The following is a 12406-nucleotide window of genomic DNA, read 5'->3' on the forward strand; positions in this document are numbered from 1 at the left end:
GGATTGATTCGGTTGCTGCTTGTTATATCCTGACTAAAATTTTGGGCAAAAACAGCCCAAATAATTGGTAATTATTTCAGTGATTTGTCCGTCGAAATAAGTAGGGATTAGCCAATAGTAGGCGATGAGGTTACACTTTTTAGCACAACACCGACCTCAATACCGATATGCTACTGGGTTTAGTAAGGCAACAAACGTCTTTATTCAGTGGCAAAAAACCACTATGATAAGCATTATCATTATCCTTTTTTAAGTGATATATGGCAGTCTTAGCAGCCGTATTTAGGCAAGTAAGCTAAAAGATAGGGGTTAGTAGATAAGCCTATCCACACGGACAGGCTAGGGTCAACGTCATAGCTTTGTTTGCCCACTTGCTTTGTTTGCTCACTTAAAATAGGCGACCATGTTGTCGATTATTCCAAGGCATCTGGTTTGCTTTAGTAGGCCGGGGTCTTATCAATTTAGGGTCATTGGAGAGATAAATGCCTGATTATAAACAGCTGGTAGATCAACTATTAGATACGGTAAAACTGACCGAGATTTCGGAAAATATCTTTGAAGGCAAAAGTTATGACTACGTAGGGAAGCGTATCTTTGGCGGTCAAGTACTGGCACAGGCAATAATGGCAGCCGCTCAAACTTTAGATGAGGATAAGCCTTGCCACTCTTTGCATGGCTATTTTTTGCGTGGCGGCAGTATCGGTCAGCCAGTTATCTATCAGGTACGACGCTTACGTGATGGGCGCAGTCTGTCAGCGCGTGAAGTAACCGCGGTACAGATGAAACAAGACAATGATGGCAATATGATTGAGCAAGTGGTGTTCTCTATGATTGCCTCTTTTTCTCCCATGGAAGGTGGCTTAGACTATCAAGAAGAAATGCCTGCCTATCCGCCGCCGGAGGATTTAGAGTCTGAGCAGTCGCTAAAAGAGCATCACGTGGGTAGCGTGCCTGAACCGTTACGTGAGCGCTTTATGCGTCCGCGTCATGTGGAAATTAAACCGGTTAAGCCGCGTGATCCCGTATATCCTGAGCCTATGGTACCAAGACAGGCCAATTGGCTACGAATTCGTGAGCTTGGCGAACAGCCGGTCGCCATCCAGCAAGCACTATTGGCGTTCTCATCAGACTATTATCTGGTAGGCACAGGCCTTATGCCACATGGCATCAGCTTTATGACCAAAGGTTTGCAGGCTGCCAGTATTGATCATTCAATGCATTTTCACCGCCCTTTTGATATTAATGAGTGGCTGTTGTATGACATGTGGAGTGACACCACCTCTCATTCTAAAGGCTTAAACCATGGTCAGTTTTGGCAAAATGGCAATCTGGTAGCGACCGTACAGCAAGAGGGTTTAATGCGCCTTCGTGGATAGCGATACAAGCTTTTAGACAATCTACTCTGTGTGTCATCATAAAACTACATCGAAAAAGCCGCTTATCTTAAATCAAGATAAGCGGCTTTTTTTGCCCCAATTTTAGCGATTAAAAGCCTTGACGATGGGGCTATCTGATAACGGCTACAGCATTACCAGATTAAAGCGGATGCACTGCGCTGAGTGACAAAGCCATCTGCAGTTTGGCCATTGGCCGCCTGCCATTTGGCAAAAGCGTTACGGGTATTGGTGCCCATGATACCGTCGATACCTTTGGTGTCATAGCCGGCACTGGTTAAACGCTGCTGTAAGTTGCGTACTTGAGCGCTGGTTAACGGCTGTTCATAACGAGGCCAAGCTTTTTGGATACCCGGCTGACCATTGATGGCGCGGCCCAATAAGCTAACACCCAGCGCATAGTTGGAGGAGTTGTTATACACTTTAATCACATCAAAGTTTGGGCTTAATAGTAGCGCAGGGCCGTCTTTACCGGCAGGTAGCCACATTTCAAATGGCGTGCCTGCATCTAAATAGGCACCGTCAATAGGGGTAATGCCCATAGAGCGCCACGTTGAACCGGGCATTTTTTGCCCCAACAGCTTGTAATCAAATGAGGCGGGCAGAGTCACTTCATAAAATGGGGATAAGCCGCGCATCCAGCCTGAGTTGCTTAAGTAGTTGGCCGTTGAAGATAAGGCATCAGCAGTAACCCAAGGGCTACGACGGCCATCGCCATCACCATCTACGCCTTGGGCCAGCCAAGTGCCAGGGATAAACTGGGTATGACCCATACCACCGGCCCAAGACCCATTCAGCTGAGAGGGATAGATATCACCATGCTGGATAAGCTGCATTAAGGCCAATAGCTGATCTTCAGCCCACTGACGGCGACGGCCTTCAAAGGCGAGCGTGGCCAGCGAGCTTGGGATATAGCTGTTGCCGGTGACTGCACCATAAGAGGACTCCATGCCCCAAATGGCAGCGATGATTTCTGCATTCACCCCATATTGTGACTCAAGGCGAGACAATAGGCTTCTTTGCTCATTAAACTTGCTCTTACCACTGCTAACTCGGCCGCCCGATACTGCTGAATCGGCATAATCCCAAGGCATTTTAACGAATTCTGCTTGGTTTGAATCCAGTGAAATAACCTGTTGGTTTAATTGAGCAGAGTCTAAAATACGGCTGACATCATAAGCGCTATAGCCTTGACTCATCGCACGGCGGCTAAAATCTGATTTCCACTCTGAGAAGCTGCTATAGCTAGCTTGTGGCTGCGGCGCAGGCTGGGGTTTTGGCTGCGGGGTAGGCTGCGGCTTAACCACAATCACAGGGGCTGGCTTTTGAATGGGCACTTGCTGTATTGGTGCTTGACTGGCACAACTGGCCAAAATGATGGCGGGTACCAACGCCAAGGTGCTTTTTAATAAGGTCAACTTTTTGCTGGGCTGAGTGTCGATTTGATGAGGTAGAGAGGGGCTATTTAACATACTAAAGAGTCTCAATTATTTGTCACTGAATATTTTTTAAGTTTGTGGTCAAAACACTTTAACAATAAATACCGTTAAAGTCGATGGTGACTCAGTATGTTAAAGTAACTGTGATTATGAGCCTAGAGGCGGCGCTCATAAGGGCTGCCGCTCTGAAACAGCCTACGCTAAGCTTTGTAATATTTTGAGCATCGCCTTAGGCAGTCCTAGATGGGCCTTGGCATACGTGGCAGTCTGCCAAACAAAGTGAATGCCAGCGTCCGCCAGTGTTGCAATCAGCTCTTGGCTTTGAGCGGGCGTCAAAGGCAGTGCTTGCGGCTGCAAATACCAATGAAAGTGGGTCAGCGTATGTTTGATAGGTGCGTCATCAAATAGCTCTGCACTGATGGATTGCAGCTGTAGCTGTCCGTTATTATCGGCTATCCATTTATCGATAATCTGCTCGGCCAACGTATTTTCTGATTCATATGCTGCCTCTTGCAAGCTGGTGCTAATCACTGTTTTACCCTGTGTCTTTTTTTCAAATTGCATCGGCAATACCCACAGACCGCCCCAAATGCCACTATCAGGACGCTGTAGCCATAACAATTCACCCTGCACATTTTGAATCAATATCACCTTGCTAAACTTGCTCGGTTTGGCTTTCTTTTTGGCTTTAACAGGATAAAATTCTTGCTTACCCTCTGCATAAGCAATGCAGTCACTATTTATAGGACAGACCTCGCAGCTTGGGTGACGGCGGGTACATAAGGTGGCGCCCATATCCATCATCGCTTGGGCAAAATGTCCGCTATCCTCAGTAGGGGTCAGACGCTCAGCTAAAGCCCACAACGCTTTATTGGTCGCAGACTTAGTGATATCGCCATCAATACCGGCCCAGCGGGTAATCACCCGTTTGACGTTACCGTCACAGATCACCCCATAGCCATGTAGGCCCATGGCCACAATCGCCCCAGCCGTAGACTGACCCACACCTGAAATCGCCTCCCAATCTTCAACGGTTTGTGGAAAGCGGCCTGTTGTCTTAATAATTTCGACCAGCTGCTTGGCGCCTTTGTGCAAGTTGCGAGCACGGGCATAGTAGCCAAGCCCTGCCCAGTGTTCAGCCACTGTATCCCACTGAGCATTGGCCAAATCTTGTACGGTGGGAAACGACGTTATAAAACGCTGAAAATAGGGAATAACTGTGGTGACTTGGGTTTGTTGTAGCATCACCTCAGACAACCAAACGATATAGGGGTTTGGGGTATCTGTCTTATGCTGTTGCCATGGCAAGTCATGACGACCGCTTATATCAAACCAATTTAGAATGCGCGGAGCAAAGTCGGTGAGCTCAGCGTCACTGTGATTAAAGGTGTGTGGCTTGAGATGGGTGTTGGTATTAGTACTGGTGCTGGTATTAATATTGGTGTTTACGTTAGCGATTGGCTGGCTCATAAAGGCGACTGTCTTATTAAGGTTAAGCTACTTATATGGGGGCAAATTAGAATTTTGCATGACCAAAAAAGAGCTGGGTTAACTCAATAACCCAACTCAGAATACGAAAACTGTTAACGCATCATCCACCTATTTACGGTTCTTACGCGCCCGTTTTTTGCGTAGCTTTTTTTCTTCAATCTTGGCCAATCTGCGCTCTTCGGCCTCGGCGCGCAGCTGCTCAACCAACTTGTCCTCCTCGATACGCATGGCAGGCGTCTCAAGCGTAATACGCCCCAGTTGACCACTACGCAGCTCGTTAATCAAAATCTCAGACATCCGGTAAGTATCTACCACGCCGCCTTTTTTCAAAAAGCCGCGATTGCGCCCAGCCATCTCGAAGAACTCCCAATCGCTCTGCGGCAGCTCATCAATTTTATAACGCTCTTTTAGCAGCTCAGGATAGGCCTTAATGAGATATTCAGCGGTGTAGCCGGCCACATCAGAGAAGTCAAAAGCGGTATCTTTGATACCCCCTGTGGCGGCTAAGCGAAAGCCTGAGTTGGGGTTTTCAATTTTTGGCCAAAGCATACCTGGCGTGTCATAGAGCATGATGTCGTCATCAATTTTGATCAGCTGTTGTGACTTGGTGACCGCTGGCTCGTCACCGGTTCTGGCGATACTACGACCTGCCAGCGTATTGATCAGCGTTGATTTACCGACATTAGGAATTCCCATAATCAGCACTTTAATTTGACGTCCTGTACCGACTTTATTGGGTATAAGGTCTTTACACATCTGTATGATACGCTTGACGTCATTAGCCTTGTTGTCATCACAGGCGATGGCTTTAACTTGGCTTTGTTGTTCTAATTGTTCAATCCAAATCTGTGTGAGTTCTGGGTCAGCAAGATCCGCTTTGTTGAGAATTTTAATCACCGGTTTTTGAAAGCCTGCCTCATTACTACGTAGGGCAGCGACCATGGGGTTTTCACTACTAAATGGAATGCGGGCATCAATAACTTCAATGACCACATCCATATCGGGCATGATTTCTTTGATTTCGTTACGGGCTTTGTTCATGTGGCCTGGGAACCACTGAATACTTGGGTTTTGTATCATTACTCAATTAACCTTTATCTAGTTTTTGCGCATTCGCTTAAGTTTACACTATTCGGCTTTAAGATGCGCTGTGGCTGAGATTGGCACATTGCTATGTAAGACAAATACAGCACAAAATAAAGACGCTCAACTGTGGCAGCGAGCGCCTTTATTTCATTACAGATATAGCCAAAATGTAAGATGGCTAATTTTGGCAAAGTCAGAGCGTGCCCCGACAGCTGCCTATTTTAAATTTGCCGTCATAAAGTCAATCATCTTATCCCAGCTTTGGTTCGCCGCTTTTTCGTTATAGCCCAAGTCTACCCCGTTTTCTTCAGCGCGTTTGTCTGCATTAGGGTTGGTAAAGCCATGCTTGGCATCATCATAGACGTCTACGGTGTAGTCCACACCCGCATTATCAAGCTCTTGCTTTAAGCCATCAATGGCCTGCATCGACACCATGCTGTCATCACGGCCATGAGCGATGAGCGCTTTGGCGGTAAACTTACCCTTTTCGGCAGGCTGTTTTGGGGTAGGGTTGCCGTGGAAAGTGGCGACGGCTTTTACTGGCATGCCTTCACGGGCCATATCCAGTGCTATTTTGCCTCCGAAGCAATAACCCACTACGCCTAGGCGTTTGCCATCTACGGGCAGTTGATCGGCAAAGTCATTTAAAATAGCGCGGCAGCGGCCCATCAGCTTGTCTTGATCCTCTAACATTTGAGTCATCCATTCATTGGCTTGGGCGGCATCAGTGGTCAGTTTACCTTCACCATAAATGTCCATCGCAATGGCAGCAAAACCTGCCTTGGCCAGACGTTCAGTCACTTCGCGAGGGTGCTCGACCACCCCCCACCATTCGGGCGCTACTAAAATACCGGGCACTGAGCTCTCATCAGTGGCTGATTCAGGTAGTGTTATATAGCTGATAAGCTCCATGCCATAGTCTGCTGTGGTTTTGATTTCGTAGGTTTTGATACTCATGTTATTTCCTTATTGATTATGGGGTTATTGTTTTTATGAGAAGCAGTTGATTAAATATTTGCGTTATAACCCCTCATAACATAACAAAGATAGCGGCCTGTTTCGATTAAAGAAATGTGAACACGGTTTACTCTTTGCTATCGGTTTGTATTGATTCGCCTGCGTGAATCGATTAGGCTGCTGTTTATCGTTAGGCCACATGTCAATCACAAAAATCGTGCTGGTGTTGTTAGGTGGCACTAATCTGAACCATATAACGAGGAATTATCGTGAGTGAAGCGCAGTTAAGAGCTAATTTTTGGCAACATTATCCGCTACATGAGCTGAGCACAGCTGAATGGGAGGCTTTATGTGATGGCTGTGGGGGCTGCTGTTTGGAGAAGTTTTTGGACGATCCAGATGAGCCATACGAAGTAGAGTACACGGATGTGGCGTGTAAGCTACTTGATTGTAGTACCGGCTATTGCTCCAACTATGAGCACCGTCAGCAGTTCGTGCCTGAGTGTGTGTCTTTGACCGCAGATAAGCTGCCAGACATGATGTGGCTGCCCAGCAATTGTGCTTATAAACGTATTTACTTGGGAGAGGGGCTGCCCAGCTGGCACTTACTGCTTACCCAAGATATTGAATTGACCCGACAGGGTATGCGTCGGGCAGGCGTGGGGGTGGCAGGCCGCTGTGTCAGTGAAGATTTTGTAAATGAAGATGAGTTGGAGGAGCGCATTGTGCGCTGGATACAGGCTTAGGTGTGATGAAATTTAAGTAAGTCACGCACAAAAAAAGGCGCCCTAAGGCGCCTTTTTTTTGTTTTAAATTCAGGTGTCATCGACTGTCGTTGTTAACTGACTTATAGATAATAACTGGTAGATAATAACTGGTAGATAATAACTTGGTTAACGCAGTCTAGTTAACAAACTCAGGATAAGCTTCTTGACCACATTCAGCAATATCAGCGCCTTCATACTCTTCTTCTTCAGAGATACGTAGACCGACCACCGCTTTAAGCACGCTCCAAACAATCAAGCTACACACAAATACCCAACCGAAGATAACCGCAGCGCCGCCTAATTGACCTAGGAACGTGGCACTATCATTGGTCAGTGGCACAATCATCACCCCAAAGAAGCCGGCCACGCCATGCACTGAGATAGCACCAACGGGGTCATCAATTTTCATTTTGTCTAAGATTAGAATTGAGCAAACCACAATGATACCTGCCATCATACCGAACACAGTGGCCAGTAGTGGTGTTGGGGTATCTGGACCTGCAGTAATGGCAACTAAACCTGCTAACGCACCGTTTAAGAGCATAGTCAAATCAGCTTTACCAAAGATTAAGCGTGCAAGTAATAGAGCACCGATAGCGCCACCTGCAGCAGCAGCATTGGTATTTAAGAACACCATTGCTACCGAGTTTGCGCTGGCAATATCACCAAGCTTCAATACAGAGCCGCCATTAAAGCCAAACCAACCTAACCATAAGATAAGGGTACCTAAGGCAGCAAGGGGTAAGTTTGCCCCAGGAATGGCACGGATTTCGCCATTTTTGCCATATTTTCCTTTACGAGCGCCAAGTAACAACACGCCTGCTAGGGCCGCTGCTGCACCCGCCATATGAACAATGCCTGAGCCTGCAAAATCGACGAAGTTTAGCTCACCAATAAAAGGTACCGCATTGCCGCCCCAAGTCCAGCTACCCTCCATAGGATAAATAAATCCGGTCATCACAATAGCGAAGGCGAAAAATACCCACAGCTTCATACGTTCTGCTACTGCGCCTGATACGATAGACATACAGGTAGCGACGAAGACCACTTGGAAGAAGAAGTCAGAGGCAGCTGAATAAACCGCATCTCCCTCAAAACCATTTTTTGCAGAGTCTGCTAAAGCATCAGCCACGAGCGTTTCGCCGCCAGCAATACCATTTAAGAAGAAGCCGCCATCATACATAATATGATAGCCACAAATGAGGTACATGGTACAAGCAATAGCAAAAAGGCCGATGTTTTTGGTTAAAATTTCGGTGGTGTTTTTAGAGCGAACTAGGCCTGCCTCTAGCATGGCAAATCCTGCCGCCATCCACATGACTAAGGCGCCACACACTAAAAAATAAAAGGTGTCGAGAGCGTATTGTAGTTCAAAAATCTGGTTTTCCATGATGATTCCCCCTTGGAATGCGATCGGATAGTGGCTTAATATCATTTATAGTGGTCATTTAAGACGTTGCTCTTAAATAACCGAAATGAGCGCTGTCATAATCACAGCTTAGATAGCGTCAGGACCCGTTTCGCCAGTACGGATACGAATAACTTGCTCAAGTGGGGATATAAAAATCTTACCATCACCAATTTTGCCAGTGCTTGCAATGCGAGTAATCGCTTCGATGGCAGGCTCTACCATCTCGTCAGTCACCGCAACTTCTACTTTTACTTTGGGTAAAAAGTCGACCACATATTCTGCACCGCGGTACAGTTCAGTATGACCCTTTTGGCGCCCGAAGCCTTTAACTTCAGTGACGGTTACACCTTTTACACCGATTTCAGAGAGTGCTTCACGCACATCATCTAGTTTAAAAGGCTTTAATACAGCTGTAATCAATTTCATAGGAAGTCCTTATTAATGATTCTGATAGTGTCTGGCGTGATAGGTGAATGTCACCATTTATCGATACCACAAGCACTGATCACTTTGATGTCATTGTTTCAAGAATTGTGCCAACCAAAAACGAAGGGGGAAGACGTTTTTGGGGCTTAAATTGCATCAAAATAGTGCATAAAACCCTATAATGCACCAAAATATGTTGCACCATATCAGCCAATAACCGAATTATTATAGCGAAGTTTGATTGTATAAGGTTAGCCATTAGTGACTAATTTGTGAAAGCTAGATTTAGCTGTTTCTTGTTAAGAAATTAAAGATCATAAAGGAGTGTCTCGTTTTAGACTCAATCAAGCCTAGATAAGGCGATGGCCTATAAGCCATCACACAGGCTACATTCGAGGGTAGAGTAAATAAGGGGTGCGACTGGCACTTAAGAGTTTTCGAGTGTTACTGCCATGCAAAAACTCATGCAGTCTTGACTCGCCAAAGGCGCCAGTAATGAGCATATCCAGCTCATGTTGCTGCTGATAATACATCAAGGCTGCCGTCACATCACGGCCTTCAATCAGCGCCTTTTTACACTGGATACCTGACTGGGTAAGGCGGGCATAGGCTTCCCGTAGCGCATCTTTATTGCGCTCATTCTCTTCACCAACCATAACCACATGCAAGCTGGTATTGCGCACCAAGGCATTGCTACATAGCCAGTCTAGTAGTGCATGACAGGTGGGTCGATTGTCGAAGGCGAACAAAGCTGTCTTGGGGGCTTTAAAGGTTTCATGAGTGACTAAGGTGGGGCAGCGGCTGGCACGAATCAATTGTGACAACGTATCTTTACAGGTGACTTGATGACCAATGACCACCAATTGTGCACTTTCATCGACATAATCTAAGCTTTCGGCAATGGAAGCGTGGCGGTGCAAGGTATACAAATGGTGCTGATACCGACCTTGCTGCTGCTCGCAGTAGCTTTCGGCCTGCTTTAACAGTAGTCTGCCTTGATCACGTAGCTTACCATTGCTGTCTTTTTCTTCTAAAGCCAACTGGTTTAGCAAGTGATTGCCATCATCTGCCACCAGGCAGCCGGAGTAATCCACAGCTGCTTTGCGGTGTACGCTGGGTGCAGCATGTAGCAAGCCTACGGGTGCTTGCAGCATTTTGGCCGCCCACAGACTGGCATTGAGCACAGCTTGGACGTGGCTGGGACAATCTAGGCAGGCAATCACACTATCAGGGCGTAAATTACTCATATCACTCACTCAGCTTAACAGGCATAGAGATAACGTAAACTAAAAATCCCACTCAGGCAATGCCAAAGCAGGATTTATAACCAAAACTTTAATAAACTCAGTGTTTATCTATTTATAAGCATCAAATAAATAAGCTCATGGTCATTAATCTAACAGACCAATATCACGGCGATCGTGCACTGAGAATTTATCAATTAGGGTGCGACTGGCACTATTGAGTCCCACCACTTTAACATCAATCCCTTCGCGTTGAAAACGAATCACCAGCTTATCTAAGGTATCAACCGCAGTCACATCCCAAAAATGCGCTTGGCTGACATCAATCACCACTTGATCAAGCGCCTCTTTGGTGTCGAAGCTGTCTAAGAATTGAGTGGTGGAGCTGAAGAACACTTGGCCGTGAACATAGTAATAACGGGTGTTATTGGTTTCATCGTATTCACTTAATACGCTTAAAAATTGCCCGATTTTATTGGCAAAAAACAGCGCAGATAACAACACCCCAACCAATACCCCATACGCCAAGTTATGCGTAAATACTGTGGTAATTACGGTGGCCACCATCACCACGTTAAAAGAGACAGGATGGGTCTTAAACTCACGCAGCGACTCCCAGTTAAAGGTACCAATAGATACCATAATCATCACGGCGACCAGCGCTGCCATTGGGATTTGACTCACCCAGTCGCTTAAGAACACCACCATAATGAGCAGCACAACGCCTGCGATAAAAGTCGATAAGCGGGTACGGCCGCCTGATTTTACGTTAATCACAGACTGACCAATCATGGCACAACCAGCCATACCACCGAAAAAACCTGACGCAACGTTGGCAATACCTTGGCCACGGCACTCACGGTTTTTGTCACTGGTGGTATCGGTCAAGTCATCAACGATGGTTGCGGTCATCATCGACTCAAGCAGACCGACAATAGCCAAAGCGATGGAGTAGGGGGCGATAATCAGCAAGGTATCTAGGGTTAAAGGGATATCAGGCAACAAAAACATCGGCAGCGTATCAGGCAGCTCGCCCATATCGCCGACGTTACGGATATCTAATCCCATGTACAACGCCACGGCAGTCAAGCCAACAATACAAATCAGCGGTGAGGGGATAAGTTTACCGATTTTTGGAATCAGCGGAAAACCATAGATAATGGCCAGACCTGCTGCGGTCATGATATACACCGGTAAGCCGACTCTATCTACCGCAGGGTTGAGCTCTGGTAGCTGCGCCATAAAGATTAAAATGGCCAGTGCATTAACAAAGCCAATAACCACAGAGCGCGACACAAAGCGCATGAGGTTACCGAGCTTAAATACCCCCATAAAAAACTGAATGACACCGCACAATAAAGTGGCAGCGAGCAGGTATTGTAAGCCATGATCTGCCACCAAGGTCACCATGACCAAGGCCATTGCTCCGGTGGCTGCTGAAATCATACCGGGGCGGCCACCGACGAAGCTGATGACGACGGCGATACAAAAGGAAGCGTATAGCCCCACTTTCGGATCTACGCCTGCAATAATAGAAAAGGCAATGGCTTCTGGAATGAGGGCCAAGGCGACCACCAGTCCAGAAAGCACATCGCCCCGCACATTTGAAAACCACTCGTCTCGTAGCGTATTTATTGAAAGTACTGTCATAGGTTTGAATCGATTATTTGTTAGGTTATCTATCAAATCACTGTGATTTTCATAAGATCACGTAGCGGTGCTAAACAGTGTGCCAAATTTAGGGTAGACTGTATTAAGCAACATACGTTTTATAGCGCATGCGCTCCGGCAGCAAGATTCTCATAAAATATTCACAGCACAAAAGTGGTGCTAAGATGAAATGACGTTCAACTCACAGTTAACTATAGTTTTACAGTTGACTGCCAAAGAGAAGTATCCGCCAGTATGGGACAAAGGCTTTGTCATTTAAGCAGATTTTTATTGACCTTAATGCCAAAAAAAACGCTTTTTAGTGCAACAAAACGTCAGTAAATTAAGTCTATTGAGGCAGGGGTCATGGTAGAATAAATACCTTGTGCCCACACCCTGACCTATGTGGCTATTTTATCATTATTAAGCCGCCCTGTGGACACACACAGCGCGCCACAAGTTGGCCAAACTAAGTAAGCCTAGGAAGTTATGAGTGCTATTGTGGCAGTCATAGTTACCAATTGCTACAAAAAAATGGGTG

10 protein-coding genes are annotated in these 12406 nt (G+C 46.3%); 2 read left to right on the forward strand and 8 right to left on the reverse strand.

Going from position 1 to position 12406, the window contains the following annotated elements:
* The first annotated feature begins 482 nt into the window (after positions 1-482).
* Entirely contained in the window at positions 483-1376 is an 894-nt protein-coding gene (locus MN210_RS00880) for an acyl-CoA thioesterase (protein ID WP_011959461.1), read from the forward strand.
* A 152-nt stretch (positions 1377-1528) separates the two neighbouring features.
* Here the strand turns inward: MN210_RS00880 and MN210_RS00885 are convergent, their stop codons facing one another.
* The 4 genes from MN210_RS00885 to MN210_RS00900 form a co-directional block, all read right to left on the reverse strand.
* On the reverse strand, positions 1529-2866 hold the full coding sequence (locus MN210_RS00885; protein WP_011959462.1) for a lytic murein transglycosylase: 1338 nt from the start codon (positions 2864-2866) through the stop codon (positions 1529-1531).
* A gap of 162 nt (positions 2867-3028) precedes the next feature.
* Positions 3029-4303, reverse strand: a complete 1275-nt coding sequence (gene mutY / locus MN210_RS00890) for an A/G-specific adenine glycosylase (RefSeq protein ID WP_338412393.1) — start codon at positions 4301-4303, stop codon at positions 3029-3031.
* 129 nt (positions 4304-4432) lie between these two features.
* On the reverse strand, positions 4433-5404 hold the full coding sequence (gene ylqF / locus MN210_RS00895) for a ribosome biogenesis GTPase YlqF (RefSeq protein ID WP_011959464.1): 972 nt from the start codon (positions 5402-5404) through the stop codon (positions 4433-4435).
* A gap of 222 nt (positions 5405-5626) precedes the next feature.
* Positions 5627-6367 (reverse strand): dienelactone hydrolase family protein, encoded by a 741-nt coding sequence (locus tag MN210_RS00900; RefSeq protein ID WP_338412394.1) that lies wholly within the window; start codon positions 6365-6367, stop codon positions 5627-5629.
* A gap of 269 nt (positions 6368-6636) precedes the next feature.
* On the opposite strand from MN210_RS00900, the gene MN210_RS00905 reads away from it, so the two are divergent.
* Positions 6637-7113, forward strand: a complete 477-nt coding sequence (locus MN210_RS00905) for a YcgN family cysteine cluster protein (protein ID WP_011959466.1) — start codon at positions 6637-6639, stop codon at positions 7111-7113.
* A 157-nt stretch (positions 7114-7270) separates the two neighbouring features.
* On the opposite strand, the gene MN210_RS00910 is transcribed toward MN210_RS00905, so the two are convergent.
* From MN210_RS00910 to MN210_RS00925, 4 genes are all read right to left on the reverse strand, one after another.
* On the reverse strand, positions 7271-8524 hold the full coding sequence (locus tag MN210_RS00910) for an ammonium transporter (RefSeq protein WP_011959467.1): 1254 nt from the start codon (positions 8522-8524) through the stop codon (positions 7271-7273).
* A gap of 108 nt (positions 8525-8632) precedes the next feature.
* A complete protein-coding gene (locus tag MN210_RS00915) occupies positions 8633-8971 on the reverse strand; it encodes a P-II family nitrogen regulator (protein ID WP_007394533.1) in 339 nt (112 codons plus the stop codon).
* Between the two features lie 386 nt (positions 8972-9357).
* The gene (locus MN210_RS00920; RefSeq protein WP_011959468.1) at positions 9358-10218 is read right to left on the reverse strand and encodes a universal stress protein; all 861 of its coding nucleotides are present in this window, start codon (positions 10216-10218) and stop codon (positions 9358-9360) included.
* 144 nt (positions 10219-10362) lie between these two features.
* The gene (locus MN210_RS00925) at positions 10363-11865 is read right to left on the reverse strand and encodes a SulP family inorganic anion transporter (RefSeq protein ID WP_110815946.1); all 1503 of its coding nucleotides are present in this window, start codon (positions 11863-11865) and stop codon (positions 10363-10365) included.
* Between the last annotated feature and the right edge of the window lie 541 nt (positions 11866-12406).

Source organism: Psychrobacter raelei, assembly GCF_022631235.3.
GTDB lineage: Bacteria > Pseudomonadota > Gammaproteobacteria > Pseudomonadales > Moraxellaceae > Psychrobacter > Psychrobacter raelei.

What these genes read in the sequence shown, in the direction of transcription:
- MN210_RS00880 (WP_011959461.1), top strand. Translation starts at nt 483, where the DNA reads ATGCCTGATTATAAACAGCTGGTAGATCAACTATTAGATACGGTAAAA.
- MN210_RS00885 (WP_011959462.1), bottom strand. Translation starts at nt 2,866, where the DNA reads ATGTTAAATAGCCCCTCTCTACCTCATCAAATCGACACTCAGCCCAGC.
- mutY (WP_338412393.1), bottom strand. Translation starts at nt 4,303, where the DNA reads ATGAGCCAGCCAATCGCTAACGTAAACACCAATATTAATACCAGCACC.
- ylqF (WP_011959464.1), bottom strand. Translation starts at nt 5,404, where the DNA reads ATGATACAAAACCCAAGTATTCAGTGGTTCCCAGGCCACATGAACAAA.
- MN210_RS00900 (WP_338412394.1), bottom strand. Translation starts at nt 6,367, where the DNA reads ATGAGTATCAAAACCTACGAAATCAAAACCACAGCAGACTATGGCATG.
- MN210_RS00910 (WP_011959467.1), bottom strand. Translation starts at nt 8,524, where the DNA reads ATGGAAAACCAGATTTTTGAACTACAATACGCTCTCGACACCTTTTAT.
- MN210_RS00915 (WP_007394533.1), bottom strand. Translation starts at nt 8,971, where the DNA reads ATGAAATTGATTACAGCTGTATTAAAGCCTTTTAAACTAGATGATGTG.
- MN210_RS00920 (WP_011959468.1), bottom strand. Translation starts at nt 10,218, where the DNA reads ATGAGTAATTTACGCCCTGATAGTGTGATTGCCTGCCTAGATTGTCCC.
- MN210_RS00925 (WP_110815946.1), bottom strand. Translation starts at nt 11,865, where the DNA reads ATGACAGTACTTTCAATAAATACGCTACGAGACGAGTGGTTTTCAAAT.